The following is an 18,445-nucleotide window of genomic DNA, read 5'->3' on the forward strand; positions in this document are numbered from 1 at the left end:
AATGCAGTTCACGCTTCTGTTGACGCTCTACCTATTATCCTCTCTGCATAGCACTTTTACAAAACCGGGATGCTCCCAAGTCAATCTCCCCTATCAATTCCGGTCCAACACAAAAATCGAAACCACACTTGAGGCACTCACCATGATTCAAACCATACCTGAATTAGGAACATTCGATGAATTCATTGACTGGGATCCTGAAAATTCAGAACCCCACTACGAACTGCACAATGGAGAAATTGTTGAGAAGCCAAAAGCAACAGGTAAACATTCTAAAGTGGCCGGTTTTACCGCACTGAAAGTCGGAATAGAGATTGAGCGTCTCAATTTGCCCTACTTCATCCCCAAAGAATGCGTCATCAAACCCATGCGCGAGGAATCGGGATATGAACCAGATATTATTGTACTTAACGAACAAACCATTGGAAACGAGCCGCGATGGGAGAAATCATCAATTATCACAATGGGCTCATCAGTCCCCCTAATCGTCGAGGTAACTAGCACTAATTGGGGGGATGATTATGCCCTAAAGCTTGAGGCATATGAGTCAATGGGTATTCAAGAATATTGGATTATAGACTATCTAGGATTGGGCGGCAGACGGTTTATTGGCAACCCCAAACAACCCACTTTTTCGATTTACCAACTAATTGACGGGGAATACCAAGTCAAACTGTTCAGAGGGGGCGAGTGTATTGAGTCCCCAATTTTCCCCGAATTGAAGCTGACAGCGCAGCAGGTGTTCGCAAAAGGGAATTGAGGAGGCTGCTTATACTGATGTCCGAGTAGGCGTATCTGATTAAAGATGCGATCGCCCCCATCTAAGGTATCTTATAGAGATGCGATTCATCGCTTCTGGGCTGCAGAACAATTACCAAGCAGCAATTCCCCATACCCTATTCCTCAATCTAAAATCTAAAATCTAAAATCTAAAATCTAAAATCTAATGAAGCTAGGACAGTGGATGGGCTTATTAGCCCTCATCGCATCTTGTTACATCCTGTGGCAAATCAGGCAGGCCCTACTGCTGCTTTTTGCTGCCGTAGTTTTAGCCACAGCCTTAAACAGACTAGCACGCTACTTGCAAAAATTCGGACTCAAAAGATCGATCGCTGTACTCTTATCAGTTAGCTTCCTAATCCTCATATTCGTAGGCTTATTCCTGATAATTGTACCGCCCTTTACCCAACAGTTTCAACAACTTACCCAAAGAGCCCCTCAAGGAATAGAAAGATTAAATCAGTGGATTGATCAATTTGAGGGTCGCTTTTCAGGACAATTTGGTCAGCGGCTGCCCAATCTTGATGTTAACGACATCATGCAACAACTGCAACCTTTATTCAACCAACTCGTCGGCGGTGCAGGAGCCTTTGTCGGCAACACACTAGGCGTTATTCTCAGCTTTTTGCTCGTCATAGTTTTGACCTTGATGACATTAGCCGAACCTCTATCTTACCGCAAAGCATTCATCCAACTATTTCCCTCTTTTTATCGGCGACGAGTCGATGGCATCTTAGATGAATGCGAAATAGCTCTCGGCCGATGGGTCATTGGCGCTCTCATTAGCATGAGTGTGATTGCTTTTTTGAGCTTAATCGGTCTGTCGGTCTTGCAAGTTCCCCTACCGCTAGCTCACGCTGTAGTAGCAGGGTTTCTTAACCTAATTCCCAATATAGGCCCCACTCTGAGCGTCATCCCGCCAATGACGATCGCACTTTTAGATTCTCCCTTAAAATCCGGTTTTGTCTTCATCCTTTACTTCCTAATTCAACAGTTTGAAAGCAACGTCCTCACCCCCTACGTCATGGCACAGCAAGTATCACTGCTGCCAGCAGTAACGTTAATAGCTCAAGTATTCTTTGCTACCTTCTTTGGATTTTTAGGCTTATTGCTAGCCCTACCCCTCACCGTTGTAGCTCAAGTTTGGATTAGGGAAGCCCTAATTAAAGATATTCTAAACCAGTGGAGTGCCAGCCCTAAAACTTTAGCAGCAATCGATTATGCCATCCATGAAGAACAAGACTCTATAGGAGTCACCGCAAGCCTGCCAGAAAAATATTTACCAGAACAGAAACCCGACATCCCCGCTCCGGCTGAAAATGAGGATCCTGACAATCAATAGTTAAGGTTCATAATGACCTCACTCCGCATTAATTCCCAGTTATAGAACATAATTATTTACTACAGACTTAGGAAAATTGTGGTAAGAACACCCTCAACTAACTATCTTCAAGCCTCGCATTTTCTACCGGATCTCTGCCGGCGCTAAAAATCTGTTGAACACTCAAATTTAACTGCCCAAATGTGGGCGACACAACCCTATCACTACCCCGAAACTGACTGACTTGATACTCACCGTCAATCAACTGGTAAATAGAAAAAGTAGGTTGTTTAGGATTGCCAATATAGCGTCGCCCGCCAAGTCCCAAATAATCCGCAATCCAGTATTCAGAAATGCCCAAAGCTTCGTAGTCAACCAATTTGTAGCCGTAATCATCCCGCCAATTGGTACTGACAACTTCGACAATTAGCCGGACAGAACTACCCATTGTAATGATAGATTCCTTTTTCCATCTCGGTTCGCTGTCCGTGCCTTGCCTGTCCAAAACGATCGCATCCGGTTCGTAACCAGATAGCTCATTATCAGCTTTGACAACGCATTCTTTGGGAACGAAGTAGGGCAACCCTAGCCTCTCGATTTCAATCCCTAGCTTCAGGCAGAGGAAGCCGGCTACTTCTGAATGTTCTCCGGTTGCTTTAGGCATCTCAACAATAGCTCCATTGTGCAGTTCGTAACGGTTTTCAGAATTTTCAGGATACCAGTCAATAAATTCATCAAACGTGACTGGTTTTAATATCGCTTGAGTCATGGCGCTCGCTCCTTATTTTATTTATAATATAACCCTGATATCTGTTATAGCATTTTGCGGTGTTATCAAACCGAGGTCGATCGCCAAAACTGCATTCGCTCGCTCGACATTCCATCAATCCAAAATCAATCCCCAATCAAAATCACTCCAAAATCAATCAATTCAAAATCTAAAATCCAAAATCTAAAATCTAAAATATATGCGATCGATCGACGAAATCAACGATAAAATCAGCCAGGGCAAAGCCACAGTCTGGACAATAGAAGAACTCAAAACTAGAGTTCAAGAAACTAGCATTACCCAAGCAGCCAAAGAAGTCGATGTGATTACCACCGGCACCTTCGAGCCGATGGAATCCTCCGGTGCAATCATCAACCTCGGCCATACCGATCCGCCGATAAAAATCCGCCAGTGCTGGCTGGACGGCGTTTTAGCCTACTCCGGCTTCGGGGCAGTAGACTTGTACCTGGGAGCCACCCAAGTAGCCGAAGACGGCGAAGAATCCCGCGAACGGGGCGGCGGACACGTCATCGAAGACTTAATAGCCGGCAAACCCGTGCAGTTGCGAGCCTTGGGGCAAGTAACAGACTGCTACCCGCGCGCCTCCTTTGAAACCACGATTACCCGCGATACAATCAACCAGTTTTATTTATTCAATCCCCGCAACGCATATCAAAACTTTATTGTTGGCGTCAATGGAGGCGATCGCCCGCTGTTCACCTACCTCGGCCCCCTGCAACCAAACCTCGGCAACGCCGTCTACTCGAACCTTGGAGCCATGTCTCCCCTGCTCAACGATCCCGACCTCCAAATCATCGGCATCGGCACCCGCATCTTCCTAGGAGGCGCCACGGGCTACATCACCTGGGAAGGAACCCAGCACTTCCCGCTGCAAAAACGCCAGCCCAACCGCACCCCCATCGGCCCGGCCGCCACCCTTGCACTCATCGGTGACGCGAAACAGATGAACTCGAAATGGGTGCGCGGCTGCTACTTCAAAAACTACGGCCCATCGCTGATGCTGGGAGTCGGCATCCCCTTTCCAGTCTTAAACGAAACAGTCGTCGCCAACTGTGCAGTATCAGACAAAAAAATAGTAGCGCCGGTGGTAGATTTCTCTATCCCCCGGCGCGTTCGTCCGACCTTCGGTTTAGTCAGCTATGCTCAATTAAAGACTGGCCGCATCCTGATAGAGGGCAAACCTGTGCGGGCCGCCCCCCTTGCGAGTATGTTTCTCTCCCGGCAAGTAGCATTGGAATTGAAGCAGCAAATTGAAGCGGGTCAATTTACCCTCACGGCCCCAGTTGCTCCCCTACCCACCGATAGAGTATTTCTCCCCCAAGATTTGTGGGGCGCACAAGTCCGCCTCGAATAAAGGACTTTAGATTGGCGATTTAGCGGTTGTAAATTAGTCTTGGACACACTAATCTAAAATCTAAAATCTAAAATCTAAAATCTAAAATTGGTTCATTCCTCGATCGGCTTAGGCTTCTTAACCGGCTTAGGAAGAGGTTCCTTCGGGACAGGCGGTGGTGCTGCTGCTGATTTGATGGTAGGACGCCCTACAGGAGCACCGTCACCGCTGGGCCTAGGAGTAAACGGACGCTTCCCTCCTCCCTTGAAGCCACCGGGCGGCTTGCTGCCAGGCGGGAATTTCCGCTTTTTAATCGGCAGGGCACCAATATTATTAGCCTGCTCAATCATCAGACTGTCAGCTTTCAATTTGACGTGGAAATCCCAAAAAAACCCGATCGCTTTTGTTGCTAAATCTCCCTTAAGTTTGAGTTTAAAAAACTTCATCTTGTCGTCATTCTTGCGGGGAGCTTGCTTGATTTTGACGATGACATACTTTTCTTGGTCTTGGGATTGATAAATCACCTCACCTCTAATCGAAAAATAGCCATCTTCAACATCAGGTTCCGAGGGAGGCAAAGATGCGGTCGATGCTTCCCCGCTACCCTCAATCTCCGCTGCTTCCTGATTTTCCTCATCAGAGGACGGTTCGGGAGGTTTCTTGAGCGTTTCCGGCTCCCAAACCCCCATAATCTGGGCGTGCAAGTTGCCGTCTTCTTGCCTGGTGCGGGGATAGACCACCCACAGGTGTTCTTGTTCCAGATCCAGGTGATTTTTGACTAAACTCATGACTCTACCCAGCAAAACTGCGTCGATGGCAGTTCCGTCGGCAGCTATCAGCATACCCCGGGTGAATTGCTCTTCTGATGGCGTGTAGCGGCCCCGCACCAAACCAACAGCTCGGTACTGTCTGGGTTCGCTGGGGGGGGGAATGGGATGTTGGCGCATGACGGAGGGTATGTCCTCAGCGGCCTGACTTTCGTTAGCGGCAGGCTCGGCGTTTGCGGGCGGTGCGACTGCTAGGGCTGGAGTATCGCTGACAGGTGTCGAAGACGCTGCTGGCGGGGGTGCAGGAGCATTGCTGGGCTGGTCTTGTGGCTTTGTTTTGTCCTTGTCGGGGGCAGAACTGTAGCGTGGTCGTTGCAGCCTATCCTTGGACGCTGGGGCGTCTGTTGGTGTTGCCGGTTGATTTTGGTCAACAGGTGCCGCCAACGCCGAAGGCACCGAACTTTCGTCTGGTGTCTCAGGGATGGAATCTGTATCTTTAGGCAGATTGACGGCCAGTTCGCTGGGCTGAGCCTTGGGAGTTGAAGTAGATTTGGACGATTTGGAAGACCGGTTGGGAGAGGGGTTCATAAAAACTCCTTGCAGCGGAGACACATCCCTTAAGGGAAATTAGGAATAAACTGAAGAAACTGCTTTAAAAACTACTAGCACCTGACTTGGGGCTTGCGCCCGGAGGTCTGGTTGTGACCCGTCAACGCCAACTTTCAACGCTACGAGTGCCGATCGGTTCGCTGGCTGCTAAAATCCTTGCTCGCAAGGACTTTGGCAGTTGCTGACCGCTCGATCGCCGATCGCGCTGAGCTGGAGTTGCTGGCTAATAGCATTTAGGATATTCAGCTTGCCTATTTTACTTAATCCAATTACCTAACGGCCTGATCCGCCATATTTTCGGTAATTTTTAGCTTGACCAGACTAAATTGGACAGACACCGCAGTCCTTGGGGCTGCGGGTCTGAGTGTCCAAAATTGTTTAGCTAGCATGGAGTTGTGGGTCTGTTACCATATTAGCTGCAAGTAAAAGGCTGCTTTGTCCGTTCCGACTTTGAAGTTAAGAACTTTTATGGTTGCATGGATCTAGTTAAGTGGCAGACGCCCCTGGGCGATGCGTTAATTCTTAGAAAATAGTAGATTTTAAGCTGGGATAGTTGAATTATGGAAAAAGCAAACAAGCGTCGTGGGTTGATTACTGTCGTGGTGGTGCTGTCGCTCATCGCTTTTTTGGGATTTTCCCTTGTGCCAATTTTAAACAGTATTCTCCAGGCCAGCCAAGCGCAAAGTCGGTCAACTCCAACGCCTACTCAAACGGCGCAGTCTGGGGAGAAGCAATCAGAGTTGCTGCAAGCTCAGGCTAGGGGGTACGAATTGGTTTTGCAGCGGGAACCTGACAACGTAACAGCTTTGCGGGGATTATTGCAGGTGCGACTGGAGTTGATCGGGCAAGGAGTGGGCGACATTAAGGATGCGATCGCTCCTTTGGAAAAGTTGGCTTCGCTGAATCCTGAGACTACTGAATACGGGATTTTGCTGGCTCAGGCTAAGGAACGCACGGGCGATCGCGAAGGGGCTGCTCAAGCTTACAGGTCAATTTTAGCGTCTAAGCCTGGGGAAATTAAGGCTTTGCAGGGGTTGGTCAATTTGCTGCTAGTGCAGCAGCGGCCCGAAGCAGCGATCGGACTGCTGCAAGATACGCTGAAGGCTGCTCCGGCTGCTAATCTGGCTAAACCGGAAAGTGTGGATGTAACTTCAGTGCAGTTGATTTTGGGGCAGGTTTATGCTGTCCAGAAGCGCTACGAGGAGGCGATCGCAATTTACGACGAATCTGCTAAGGCTAATCCCAAAGATTTTCGCCCGACTTTAGGAAAGGCGATCGTGCTGAAGGAACAGGGCAAAACAGATGAGGCAAAAACGCTGTTCGATCGAGCTACTGAGTTAGCTCCTCCTAACTATAAAGACCAAATTAATCAGTTAGCTAGTGGCACTCCTTCGCCTTCTCCTGCCCCGAAAGCGAGTCCCGACTCGGCTGCTTCTCCTAGTCCAAAATCGGCTGCTTCTCCTAGTCCAGAAGGTGCGCTACCGAAACCTTAAGGAAAGTTTTAAGTGAAAGAGTTTTGAGTTGTCAGTGAAAAAGTTTTAAGTTAAAAACTTAATAATTTAAACTCAAAACTACTCGCTTTCTTCTTAATTACGCAGGAGTTAGGAAAAGAAACCCGGTTTCTACGATAAATCTTGGTTGAACGACGACAGATACATGAAGAAACCGGGTTTCTAAGCCCTCGCCCAGCGTCCTGTTACCGACTACCAATTACTAATTACCAATTATGTAAGACCTCGGAGGGAATTATGACCCAAAGCGCTGACCGCGTTGTTCTACCTCCTGCTTTTCCAGACCACACTCAATTACCAGAGTCAGACGGTACTTTTGTGAAAAATTTTCAGGAGCATCCGCAGAGTTTAATTTTAACTGATTCGCTCGGTCAGATTTTGCAGCAGCGGCATCCTGACGGACAATATGCGATCGGTCAAGACTGTGGCATTTACTGGCGAGAAACCGAGCCGGCGGAAAAAGGTGCAGAAGCTCCTGATTGGTTTTATGTTCCCAATGTACCTCCTAATTTAGACGGTCAAATTCGCCGTTCCTACGTGCTGTGGCGAGAACACATAGCACCGTTAATTGCTTTGGAATTTGCGAGCAGCGGGAACGGTGACGAAGAGCGCGATCGTACTCCTTTATCTCGCACTGATGAAGGGGTAATAACGAAACCGGGCAAGTTTTGGGTGTACGAACAGGTGATGCGAATTCCCTATTACGGCATCTATGAAATTAACAGCAGTCGATTAGAAGTTTATCGGTTGATTGAGGGGTATTATCAACTGTTAGAACTCAATCAACGCGGTCATTTTTCCATTGCATCTTTAGGCATAGAATTGGGACTTTGGCAAGGCAGTTATCAAAATCAAACTATGCTTTGGCTGCGCTGGTGGGACGAAGAAGGTAATTTGCTGTTGATTGGCGATGAAAGAGCAGAATTAGAGAGATTGCGAGGGGAACAAGAGCGGGAAAGAGCTGAACAAGAAAGATTGCGAGCCGACAGTGCAGAACAGGCACGACGAGCTGAAGCTCAGACAAGAAGGGATGCCATTCCCCGATTGTTGGGAATGGGTTTGAGTGCCGAACAAGTGGCGGAGGCGTTAAGTTTATCTGTGGAGGAAGTTAGGGAGGATTGTGGAGACTGAGATAGCTGCAACGAGTTATACAAAAACCTTCGGCCTATCCACGTGATTTGTGGTATAATTCTCTAGTCTAGGACTTTCAGCGCTAACTATTATGATTCAACTTGTAGTAGGGTGGGTCAAAAATTTTTTTGAGCCCCCCGGCAAAGTAGAGCAGTTTAAGCCTGTCGAGACACTAACGGACAGTCAAAGGGACTATAAATTCCAGCATTTCGAGACACCAACGCCCAGTCAAAGGGGATATATATTTGAGCATGATGAGCTAAAACGCATCATGGAGAGGCTAAAAGGTTTTGAGACAGTTGAGTTGACCGATGTGTATGGCACATTACTTACACCAGATAGCATAGACGAACGTTTCGGTAAAGATGGTGGAATTGACTGTGTGATCCACATTATTGCTCCCACCGAAAGAGGAGCAAAAAATGTAGCCACTCGGCTCAGAAATATTATTGTTAACGGTGACTACTGATGGCTTCGCAAAAAATAGCCCTTGAGTTTAAGGATCGCCACCTCACTCGTCCAATCTTGGATCAAATCGTCGGTGCTCAACTTCGCGCTGTTCCCGATGCAACTGAAATTATCATTCGCTGTCGTTCCGCTGCGAAAACCGCACGCGAAGCCGTTAATTTATATGGTATCAAAATCACAATAGTAGCTAGAGAAAATAATCCTCAAGACCCATGAAATATACTCTAAATTTTTCGCTGAAACTACAGAAGAACAACTCATTTATCGTCTACAACCGAGAAGCATTCGCCGAAACGCCAATTTCAATATCTGTTCCTGATGTTGTAAAAATTTTCGATCATTTTATTGAAACATTTGAAAAAGTAGGCATTACTGAACAGCCTGCGAATAACACTATATCGAGTGAGGAGAAAACTAAAGATACTACTGCTTTGACAGGCTTGTCTGCTACAGCATATATCTGTCAAGTACAAAAACTAAATGATACGGTTTTCAATAAATTTTGCACTGAACTCACAGAATATTTACAGAAGTGTTGCTCAGAGATTTCAAAGAGTTTTCTTTCTGAGGAAGTCAACTTGTCAATTTCAGGATTAAGAGAGGTAATTGAGGTACGCAACTATCTAGCTAAGTTTACGAAAAGTGAAAAAAAGGCTTACCAGAACGGATATTTGTATATCATGGTTGTTTGAATATGCAGCCAGTAGTAATTAGGGTGCGTCAGCCATTGGGTAATCATGCAAAAAACAAAATTTATTAAGGGCTGACACACCCTACAAATCAATACTTCCTCTCCTGCGGCTCAAACATCGTAATCGCCACAGGCATATAAGCCAAATCAATCCCCGCAGGCGAATAATACGCCATTGTATGCTTCAAGAAATTGCCGTCATCGCGCTCAGTAAAATCTTCCCGGGAATGAGCTCCCCGACTTTCCTGTCGGTTCAAAGCAGAAGTTAAAATCATTTTCCCGACAATTATCAAACTCCGCAACTCCAAAGCTTCCACAATTTCCGTATTCCACAACTTACCTTTATCGTCTAAGTAAACCTCCTCATATTGTCGCTCTAAATCCTCCAATTTCTTTAAACCTTCCTGCATCAATTCGGCGCTACGAAATACGCCACAATACTCAGTCATAGTATCTTGATACTGCTGTCGCACTTGATTGAGTCGGTATTTTCCGGGACGTTCTAAAAGTGCCTGAATTTGCTCGCTGGCTTCCTTGATATAACGATTTTCGTCTACAGATGGTAACTTGCGATTTTGTACGAATTGTGCTATGGTTGCACCAGTAACTTTGCCGTAAACTACGCATTCTAAAAGCGAATTGCTGCCCAAACGGTTGGCGCCGTGAACTGACACGCAAGCTGCTTCGCCGGCTGCAAAGAAACCGTCTACCAAACTGTCAGGACTGCTGCGAACTTGCCCGCTAACATTAGTAGGAATTCCCCCCATTGAATAGTGAACGGTAGGGCGGACGGGCATCGGCTGATTTACGGCATCAATTCCTAACAAACGGTGGGCTTCTTCCCAAGCAAAAGGAATTTTGCTCATGATTTTTTCGCGTCCCATGTGCCGCAAATCGAGGTAGATAAAGGGACCGCCGGCACTACCATCAACATTAATTCCTCGGCCGGCGCGAATTTCTATGGAAATTGACCGCGAGGTGATATCTCTGGGCGCTAATTCCATGCGCGACGGGGCATAATTGGCCATAAATCGATCGCCCTCTGAATTAATCAAATAAGCGCCTTCGCCCCGCACAGCCTCGGAAATCAGCACTCCCACGGGATACAAACCCGTCGGGTGAAACTGTACGAATTCCATATCTTCCAGCGGCAATCCAGCTAAAGCCGTCATCGCCAAACCGTCTCCCGTCGAGGCGTAATCGTTCGACGTAGTATTGTAAACTCGGCCGTAACCCCCCGTAGCAAACATCACCGCCTTAGCACGGACAACCTCAATTTGACCGTCTAGCAGGCGGTACATAACTACCCCCTTGGCTTGGCCTTCTTCCAAAATCAGGCGCGTGACATACCACTCCTGATAGATGTGAACTCCGCAGCGGCGCAGATTGTTGACTAATTCGTGGAGGATGGCGTGACCAGTTTTGTCGGCAGCGTAGCAGGTGCGGCGGTGGGAATGTCCGCCGAAAGCGCGCTGGGCAATTCTGCCGTCTGGGAGGCGGGAGAAGAGGACTCCCATGTGTTCTAAATCTATGACTACACCGGGGGCTTCCCGGGTGAGGATTTCTACCGCGTCTTGGTCGGCTAAATAGTCTGAACCTTTTACTGTGTCGAAGGCGTGGGCTTTCCAACTGTCTTCGGGATCGACATTTTGGAGGCTGGAGGCCATGCCACCTTGGGCTGCGACGGAGTGCGATCGAATTGGGTGAGTTTTGGCAACTACAGCTACCTTTAAACTCGGGTCAGTCCGGGCAATTTCTACTGCGGCGCGGCAACCTGCTAAACCGCCGCCTACAATGATTACGTCGTGTTCTAGCATTTTTTTTAATTATTTTGAGTGTTCTGCTCAACTTATGGTGACGCAAAAAAAAACTTCCTACCAAAAGAGCAGGAAGTTTTTTAACTTTTGATTTGAATGGAAAATCAAAAGTTAAAATTTTAAATTGGACTAGCCGGCGCTTTCGACAGACTGCTGATTGGACTGATTTCCCGTTGCAGAAGGTTGAGTTTCCGTGCCGGGCTCTACGGCAAGCACTTCAATGTTATTTAGCAGAGTTGTAACGAAAGCAAACAGCAAGAAGGGCAGAGACAGCACTAAAATCAAGCCGACGGTAGCCAAGGCGTAGATTTGGCGGGCGCTACTCCACAAGGCGAGTGCCGACGCTAGACTTAGGAAGATGACTATCAGCCAAACAATGATTTGACCGTAAATGTCGCCAAAGGTGAGGGTACATTTAAGGCGATAGTTTTGGATGTTATTCATTTGATGCCTCGCGAGATTGCTATTACGACTTGTCCAAAAATACTTTGACAGTGCGTTAATGCCCACTGTAAATTTCTAAGTTTAGCTGCCGCAACTTGGTTTTGGGGCTGTTTTAAACATTCTTTATATAAGTTGCCACAACACTTGATAAATTTTTGCTTCTGACTGGGAAATTCGGCCCAAACAGTTCGCGATCGCACTCGCCCGGTCTAGAAACCGGGTTTTTTAGGGTTTTGGCCGGCCAACTAGAAGTAAACGTGCGAAAAACCAAGGTGATTGCCGCCCGTGCCTCCAGGATTACGAAACAAAGGCATAAGGGGAAAGTCTACTTTTTGAGGGAGCCCTGACTTGGTAAAGTAATGTTAAGCTGCGTGGAAATGGAATCAACCTTTATAGCGTCGCACCTGTCTTTTCGCCCATGTCTTCAGAGAGCAAATTGCTGATTTCGCGTTGTTTCCTGGCTGGTTTGGGAACACAGATGTTTATGTACCGCGAAGACCGGATTCCCCAAGAGAGTCCGGTGCTGGTGGTGAGCAATCACCGCAGTTTCTTAGATCCTGTGCTGCTGACGGCTGCTTTGGGTCGATCAATCCGCTTTGCTTGTCATCATTACATGGGTCAAGTTCCGGTGATGAGGGAAATTGTCACGACTTTCGGCGCTTTCCCCTTGGAAGCACCGGAACACCGACAGCAGCATTTTTTCTCTCAAGCGACAGCGCTGCTGCAAAGCGGGGAGATGGTGGGGGTGTTTCCAGAGGGTGCAGAACCGATGGTGAAGCTTACTGGGCCGAATACTGTGGGGAAGTTTCAGCGGGGATTTGCTCATTTGGCTTTGCGGGCACCGGTGCGGGATTTGGCAGTTTTGCCGGTGGCGATTAGTTCTTTTGAGGAACACTCAGTACGATCGGGTGTACCGCTCAAGTTGTTGAGTTTGTTTGATCCTTCGGAACCGCTGTTCGATCGATCTGGGTGGCATCCTGTGATAATTTATCAGCGAGTTAATGTTTTAATCGGTCGCCCTTACTGGATTACTGTCGATCGACAGCAGCAATATCGAGGCAAAAAAGCCAAAGCAGTTGTTGCTGAACTCACAGACCACTGTCAGGGGGAAATTGCAGAATTACTCCAACGACGTTGTTTGTAAGTTTGTTTACTGTTGACTGTTGACTGTTGGCTGTGGACTATTGGCTGGTGTCAGATTTCCCATCTAAAATCTAAAATCTAAAATCTAAAATCGATTGACTTGAATCATGGCAAATGCTAACAACAAGGTTCGTTTCCTAACCCCCAAACCCCCGAAACCCGATCGCCCGTTATTTGTATTTTTGCCCGGTATGGACGGGGGCGGTTTGCTGCTGCGCTCCCAAATTCCTAAATTAGCCAATCATTTTGACATTCGTTGCTTAACTTTACCTGCTGACGATACGCCTAGTTGGGATGTACTGGTTGGGGAAACAATTGCCTTAATTGAAGCCGAAAAGCAAGCCGGAAAGCCGAAGCGGCCGGTTTATCTGTGCGGCGAGTCATTTGGGGGGTGTTTAGCGATGAAAGTGATGTTAGAAGCTCCCCAATTGTGCGATCGATTAATCTTAGTTAATCCAGCTTCTTCCTTTCGACAGCAGCCTTGGGTGCAGTGGGGTTCGTACCTGACTCAGTGGCTGCCGGCCAACCTTTATCCGCTGTCGGTAATCGGTTTATTGCCGATATTAGCATCATTAGGAAAGATTGGGCGCGACGATCGCCGCGCGTTGCTAGAAGCGATGCAAGCAGTACCGCAAAACACGTCTGTGTGGAGATTGGCGTTAGTGCGATCGTTTAATGTTGACGAAAATCAGTTGCGCGGCATCAAACAGCCGACGCTAGTAATTGCTAGCGGTGCCGATCGGCTGCTGCCTTCCCTAGTAGAAGCGAAGCTTTTAGTCAAAGTAATTCCCAATGCTGAAATGGTGCTGCTGGCTAACAGCGGTCATGCTTGTTTGTTAGAAACCGATGTTAACCTTTACGGGATTATGCAAGCTCGCAATTTTTTGACAAAATCCGAAGAAAATCTGTCCTTAGTCAATAGTCATTAGTCATTAGTCATTAATTATGACTTCTCACTTCTGAGTCAGTCGGGGCAAAATTAGAGATTGTGGGAGGGGTAAAGTTTATATTCAAATTAACCCGTCCTAACACTCATTAGTAAGTGCCGGGAGACAAGCCACTAATAACTAATGACTAATGACTACTGACTAATTAAGATTTAGCCATTTTTGAGCGTTAAGGCGCTGGACTACGCCAAACACCATGAGGTCTAGCGTTACCTTGCGCTCATCTATCAAAAAAGGCTCTAAAGTGCTAGTTTTGGTATTATTTTCAGCGCAGGAAAACGCCCTTTGACTTTGAATATTTTCTTGAGGAAAATATAGGTTAAATTGGCGCTGACCTTCTTGGAATTTCCCAATGACCTGCCAGCAATCCCCGGCGGAACTCATGCCCGCAACCGGGAGTTTTTGCTTGGTCAAACTCACCTCTAAATCCTTAACGCCCTGCTTAGTCAAAGCAGTTTGCAAAGCGGGCAAATAATCTTGTTGAATAAATTCCGCAAAGGGCTTGTCTTCAACAGCAGGTGCTTTTTCCTTTTTAGCTTTAGCTGGGGGCTTGTCGCCTTCGGCCTTGGCTGCGGGCTTTTTAGCAGCCGCCTGGGGTTTGTCAGTGCTGGGTAAGTCGGTTGTCTCGGGTTCGTCGGAACTCGGGGCGTGATCGATCGAAGCACTGGGAGTTTCGGATTCTCCAGCGGTAGGATTTTTCGGTTCTTTTGGTTTTTTAGCAGTCGGCTGAGGCTTGTCAGTGCTGGGTAAGTCGGTTGTCTCGGGTTCGTCGGAACTCGGGCCGTGATCGATCGAAGCACTGGGAGTTTCGGATTCTCCAGCGGTAGGGTTTTTCGGTTCTTCTGGCATTAACGCTTCCTTTTAAAAGTGATCGGTAAAAAGAGTTGTGAGTGCAGGTGGGGGCGATCGAATTTCTTGATCGCGCACACTTTTTATCGAAAACCAACAGAGAGAGAATTGTTCCTTCCAAAAAATTTGAACTCAAAACACTCTCAAAGGGCGATCGCCCGCAAACATCACAACTCCTTTGGTTATTCTAAATCTCAGCGACAGCTCGTTCAATCAAACGGCGGGCGAGAGTTTGAACACCGGTGTGTTCGTAGTAGTTGGTAGTCATATCGAGGAATGCGCCCACGTAGTCCACCTTGTCGGCAGAAATGTCTACAAAATTCTGCAAGTGGCCGAGTACGTTTTGGGGAGTCAAACCTCGATCGCCCACAAAAGAGCTCATCCAGCCAGAAACCGAGTTAAAGCTTTCACCGATAAAGCCGAGTTGGCCTGCGGGAGAGCCGCCAGGAATCATGCCGCCGATCGCATTAAATGACGGATTGGATTGCAAATCGCTAGGAGAGAGCTTTTGAATCCAAGACTGGGTGGCGAGGATAAAGTCTGGGCCCAAAGGAATCAAACCGTCAAAACAAACTAAAGCAGCCATCCGCATCAAGGATTCGCCGCCGTAGTCACCCAAGGATGCGGCAAAATCGCCGATGCTGTCGCCGGGAATACCGTTGATTTGGCAAAAAGCCAGCAACTCAGTGACTAACTTCAGAGAAAGGTCGATCGTTTGAGCTTTTTCCGGCTTGGGAGTGAGATTGCCCAGCATGGACAAAAACGGCACATTTTCCGCAACTTTGTTAGCGAGAGCGGCAGTGCCCAAAGCCTTGTCGGCATTGTCAATAGTTTGGTAGAGCCAGAGAGCGCGCTGGTAGCCCTCAGACTTATCGTTGTAGAGGTAGATGGCGCGATCGCCAATTTGCTGAATCAGATCTTCGTCAGTTTCGCCAGTAACGGTGCGAATGGTATTTTCAAAGCCAACTAAATTGTTCCACTCGCCGGGAACCACAAAGTCAAGCGCTCGCAGGGCTTTGACAGTCATGTTGTCTTTAGGCAGTGTATCGACTAATTCAAAGACAGTTTTGCTCACAAAAAACTCCTTATGCTGGAACGAAAATCAAAGGTATTACTTTTGGCAGATTGCAAAACTTGACAGTCTGATGATTGCAGACTTAGTTCTGATAGCGCCAGACTGGACTCGGGCGCGGAGTGTGACAAAAGAGATTGCTACTTGAGGCGGGCGAGACCCCCGAGGTTAAATTTTGACAGCCAAGCTTCGCGATCGCTCGCGGTAAAAGAGGGATTGCGGGATTGAACTTTCACCTGATAGCGATTTGCCACTAAAACAGCAGTGATATTAGCACCCTGATTAACAGCGGGATAGCCGCTGATTTGCTTGGTACTTTGCTTAAATTTTGCACCTGCGCTGGGGTTGCCGGCGATGTCGTTAATCGAGAGAACCGCGACATTTTTACCGCCTTTGTTCAGCTTAGCTTCAGCAAAACCGGATTTTTCTTGAGCAAAAACGCGATCGAATCCACCCCCAGAAGACGGGAAGTATTTATTTAACTTACCGCCTGCAACTGCCTTCTTGGGCAGGTTTTGATTACTAGCACTTGATTTATCAGTAGTTGTCTGCTTTGCTTTAGCAGGTTTTTGGGTGCTTTCCTGCTGGGCTTTGTCCCAGCGCGAGGGGGCTTGAGTTTGACCGCAGGCGGTCACTAACAGCAGTACCGAGATCAGGAATGGAGCTAAAATTCGGCGTGCGGGGGAAAATTGCATCGCTCTCTCCTAATTAGTAGGTTTCCATAACAATTGTGGCTCAGAATTTGGCAATTTGTGTTCCCCGATCGGATGATTTGTCTTCTTTGCAAAAAAATCCTCTGCCTGCAGGCAGAGGATTTTTTTGCAATTACGAATTCTGAAGGAAGAAAACTGAAAGATTGCTCCACAGATAAATTCTGGGGATGGGGGTAAAGAAACTAAGTTTTCGGAGAGCCACCAATCTCAAAACAATTTTTGCTGATTTTCCCTAGGTTTATCTAGAAATTTCAGAGCAATTGTTCGTCAATCGTCTTACTTCGGCTTTCCAACTTAGGTCTTACTTGAGGGGTAAGGATCAGGCGTCGCTTTCAATGTAGATAAACAACAAACCCATTACCACAACCGGCATCAGCCAGGTAATTAGGGGAATCAAAATCCAAGGCAAGAAAGAAGCAGCGTAGGAACCTGTCATATCAAATTCTCCAAACTAAAGTTAGTGTGTTCCAACAGGGATATGTGAGAGTGGAGTCTAATTGTTGACTAAACCCCGGAAAATGGCATCGATGCCGTTAAAGTTTTCGAGTAAGAAGTAGGCAACAAAGACGCCGCCCATCCCGCCAATGAAGAAACCACCGGTAAACTGGCTCCACCCTTCAGCATTTCTGAGGGCATCGGGGGTCATGGGATTAGCGCTCGGGTAGCTGGTATTGTCTTGTTTGAAAGAGACTAAACCGTAAGCAGACATCCCTAGTGTGCCAAGCAGAACTAAGACGAGGGCTGTATATAATCCGCCGAGATTAGCTGCTTCTGGATAATCCCGCAGGGGTCCGAAGACGATTTGGGGGCCGACAAGGAAATAGCCGTGTGCCAAGCCAATTTCCAGACCTCGAATTAGGGGCGAGAGTCCTTTGCGGTAGGCGGGCAAGTTCCCAATGAATGCTTTTGTGAAATCAGAAGCACTGATGGGGGTGGCTAGATGACCCGTGAAGGGGTCGCCGTTAAAGGGTTTAATAAGCTCTGCATCTCTGGGATCGGCCATATTCTGTTTGTCCTCGCAGTTTAAAAAGTTGAGGCGTTCAAGTCATATTTTACGCAGGGACGTGTTTCCTATTTACATAATTAACGGCGAGCTTTAGAAAAGTTCACTATTCTTTAGTTTTTGGAAGAATTTTTCTTTTGCCTCTTATACCAGAAAGCGAGTCGATCGGGCGACACTCCCAGGAAATAAGCCATGATTACTATTTGATTAATGGCGGTGGTTTTGATGACCCCAAGCTGCTGCCACCGACGGGCGGATGTCAGCACTGGCTGGGGTACTATTTCAATGCGGCCTTGTTTTTTCAACCGACGCACGAATTCAAAGTCTTCCATGAGGGGCAAGTCGGGAAAACCGCCGATTTTGTCAAAGGTAGCTGCTTTGAGGAAAATGGCTTGGTCGCCGTAGGGCATTTGCAGAAAGTTCGATCGCCAGTTTACCGCTGTTTCTACCAGCCGGAGGCTGAGCCTGCGGGCGTCAATCTTGAGTTCAAAGGCCCCCGCTACAGCGGACGGGTTAGCTAGTACCCGACGCGCGCTATCGTCGTACCCGCGAGGCAAAAGAGTGTCTGCGTGCAGAAACAGCAGGATATCTCCAGTAGCTGCGGCGGCACCTGCATTCATTTGGGTGGCGCGGCCTGGGGCGGTGGAGATAACTCGGACGCCCAAAGATTTTGCTATATCTGCTGTACCGTCGCTGCTGCCGCCGTCGGCGACAATTATTTCGACATTTTTGGCATTTCCGGCGGTGGAGATGACTGGGGCAATTGTAGATGCTTCGTTTAAGACTGGAATGATAATGGAAATTTTGAGATTGGGATTTTCTGGCGACATACAGAATTAAGCACCCCGTGTGTGAGGGGTTTTGTACCAAGCTTATCTGTTATTTGGCCAATTTCTTACGCCGGACTCGCCCCTACATTGGGCCTTAACCTGGGAGGGCGAGTTTTGTACAAAGCTTATCTGTTAGTTGCTCATTTTTTACGCCGGGCCCCCGCCTACATTGGGCTTTCATCTGGCAGGGCGGGTTTCCTACAAAGCTAAGCTGTTAGTTGCTAAT

General features: G+C 47.6%; 20 protein-coding genes. 10 read left to right on the forward strand and 10 right to left on the reverse strand.

The annotated features are described in order from the left end of the window. The first annotated feature begins 142 nt into the window (after positions 1–142). A complete protein-coding gene (locus QUA04_RS15575; protein WP_333258265.1) occupies positions 143–760 on the forward strand; it encodes a Uma2 family endonuclease in 618 nt (205 codons plus the stop codon). 186 nt (positions 761–946) lie between these two features. Then, complete coding sequence (locus QUA04_RS15580; RefSeq protein ID WP_333258232.1) at positions 947–2,122, forward strand: AI-2E family transporter; 1,176 nt, start codon at positions 947–949, stop codon at positions 2,120–2,122. A 97-nt stretch (positions 2,123–2,219) separates the two neighbouring features. Here the strand turns inward: QUA04_RS15580 and QUA04_RS15585 are convergent, their stop codons facing one another. Beyond that, positions 2,220–2,870 carry a Uma2 family endonuclease gene (locus tag QUA04_RS15585; RefSeq protein ID WP_333258233.1) on the reverse strand — a complete coding sequence of 217 codons (651 nt, stop codon included), beginning with the start codon at positions 2,868–2,870 and terminating at the stop codon, positions 2,220–2,222. 199 nt (positions 2,871–3,069) lie between these two features. On the opposite strand from QUA04_RS15585, the gene QUA04_RS15590 reads away from it, so the two are divergent. Then, complete coding sequence (locus tag QUA04_RS15590; RefSeq protein WP_333258234.1) at positions 3,070–4,245, forward strand: homocysteine biosynthesis protein; 1,176 nt, start codon at positions 3,070–3,072, stop codon at positions 4,243–4,245. Between the two features lie 92 nt (positions 4,246–4,337). On the opposite strand, the gene QUA04_RS15595 is transcribed toward QUA04_RS15590, so the two are convergent. Further along, positions 4,338–5,579: a hypothetical protein gene (locus QUA04_RS15595; protein ID WP_333258235.1), complete on the reverse strand. Its 1,242-nt coding sequence runs from the start codon at positions 5,577–5,579 to the stop codon at positions 4,338–4,340. A gap of 581 nt (positions 5,580–6,160) precedes the next feature. Between QUA04_RS15595 and QUA04_RS15600 the strand changes: the two genes are divergently transcribed. The 5 genes from QUA04_RS15600 (at position 6,161) to QUA04_RS15620 (ending at position 9,402) form a co-directional block, all read left to right on the forward strand. Further along, positions 6,161–7,093 (forward strand): tetratricopeptide repeat protein, encoded by a 933-nt coding sequence (locus QUA04_RS15600; RefSeq protein ID WP_333258236.1) that lies wholly within the window; start codon positions 6,161–6,163, stop codon positions 7,091–7,093. Between the two features lie 255 nt (positions 7,094–7,348). After that, positions 7,349–8,242 carry a Uma2 family endonuclease gene (locus QUA04_RS15605; RefSeq protein WP_333258237.1) on the forward strand — a complete coding sequence of 298 codons (894 nt, stop codon included), beginning with the start codon at positions 7,349–7,351 and terminating at the stop codon, positions 8,240–8,242. A 91-nt stretch (positions 8,243–8,333) separates the two neighbouring features. Further along, positions 8,334–8,711, forward strand: coding sequence for a hypothetical protein (locus tag QUA04_RS15610; RefSeq protein WP_333258238.1), 378 nt, complete (start codon positions 8,334–8,336; stop codon positions 8,709–8,711). Then, the gene (locus QUA04_RS15615; RefSeq protein WP_333258239.1) at positions 8,711–8,926 is read left to right on the forward strand and encodes a hypothetical protein; all 216 of its coding nucleotides are present in this window, start codon (positions 8,711–8,713) and stop codon (positions 8,924–8,926) included. The genes QUA04_RS15610 and QUA04_RS15615 overlap by 1 nt, the downstream gene beginning before the upstream one ends. Then, the gene (locus tag QUA04_RS15620; protein ID WP_333258240.1) at positions 8,923–9,402 is read left to right on the forward strand and encodes a hypothetical protein; all 480 of its coding nucleotides are present in this window, start codon (positions 8,923–8,925) and stop codon (positions 9,400–9,402) included. Before QUA04_RS15615 ends, QUA04_RS15620 begins: the two co-directional genes overlap by 4 nt. An 88-nt stretch (positions 9,403–9,490) precedes the next feature. Here the strand turns inward: QUA04_RS15620 and QUA04_RS15625 are convergent, their stop codons facing one another. Both QUA04_RS15625 and QUA04_RS15630 read right to left on the reverse strand, forming a co-directional pair. Next, entirely contained in the window at positions 9,491–11,218 is a 1,728-nt protein-coding gene (locus tag QUA04_RS15625) for a succinate dehydrogenase/fumarate reductase flavoprotein subunit (protein ID WP_333258241.1), read from the reverse strand. Between the two features lie 129 nt (positions 11,219–11,347). Then, on the reverse strand, positions 11,348–11,662 hold the full coding sequence (locus tag QUA04_RS15630; protein ID WP_333050135.1) for a hypothetical protein: 315 nt from the start codon (positions 11,660–11,662) through the stop codon (positions 11,348–11,350). A gap of 418 nt (positions 11,663–12,080) precedes the next feature. On the opposite strand from QUA04_RS15630, the gene QUA04_RS15635 reads away from it, so the two are divergent. Together QUA04_RS15635 and QUA04_RS15640 are read left to right on the forward strand one after the other, a co-directional pair. Continuing rightward, positions 12,081–12,806, forward strand: a complete 726-nt coding sequence (locus QUA04_RS15635; RefSeq protein WP_333258242.1) for a lysophospholipid acyltransferase family protein — start codon at positions 12,081–12,083, stop codon at positions 12,804–12,806. A 106-nt stretch (positions 12,807–12,912) separates the two neighbouring features. After that, positions 12,913–13,734, forward strand: a complete 822-nt coding sequence (locus tag QUA04_RS15640; protein WP_006633214.1) for an alpha/beta fold hydrolase — start codon at positions 12,913–12,915, stop codon at positions 13,732–13,734. A 159-nt stretch (positions 13,735–13,893) separates the two neighbouring features. Here QUA04_RS15640 and QUA04_RS15645 read toward each other — a convergent pair whose 3' ends face one another. The 6 genes from QUA04_RS15645 to QUA04_RS15670 form a co-directional block, all read right to left on the reverse strand. Then, entirely contained in the window at positions 13,894–14,601 is a 708-nt protein-coding gene (locus QUA04_RS15645; RefSeq protein WP_333258243.1) for a DUF2996 domain-containing protein, read from the reverse strand. Between the two features lie 187 nt (positions 14,602–14,788). Next, positions 14,789–15,676, reverse strand: a complete 888-nt coding sequence (locus QUA04_RS15650) for a hypothetical protein (RefSeq protein ID WP_333258244.1) — start codon at positions 15,674–15,676, stop codon at positions 14,789–14,791. Positions 15,677–15,813: 137 nt separating this feature from the next. Then, positions 15,814–16,368, reverse strand: coding sequence for a hypothetical protein (locus QUA04_RS15655; protein ID WP_333258245.1), 555 nt, complete (start codon positions 16,366–16,368; stop codon positions 15,814–15,816). Positions 16,369–16,705: 337 nt separating this feature from the next. Next, the gene (locus QUA04_RS15660; RefSeq protein ID WP_293127047.1) at positions 16,706–16,822 is read right to left on the reverse strand and encodes a photosystem I reaction center subunit VIII; all 117 of its coding nucleotides are present in this window, start codon (positions 16,820–16,822) and stop codon (positions 16,706–16,708) included. A 57-nt stretch (positions 16,823–16,879) separates the two neighbouring features. Beyond that, a complete protein-coding gene (locus QUA04_RS15665) occupies positions 16,880–17,389 on the reverse strand; it encodes a photosystem I reaction center protein subunit XI (protein ID WP_333050145.1) in 510 nt (169 codons plus the stop codon). A gap of 113 nt (positions 17,390–17,502) precedes the next feature. Continuing rightward, a complete protein-coding gene (locus QUA04_RS15670) occupies positions 17,503–18,219 on the reverse strand; it encodes a TIGR04283 family arsenosugar biosynthesis glycosyltransferase (RefSeq protein ID WP_333258246.1) in 717 nt (238 codons plus the stop codon). Between the last annotated feature and the right edge of the window lie 226 nt (positions 18,220–18,445).

The organism is Microcoleus sp. S13_C5, assembly GCF_036700845.1.
Lineage (GTDB): Bacteria > Cyanobacteriota > Cyanobacteriia > Cyanobacteriales > Microcoleaceae > Microcoleus.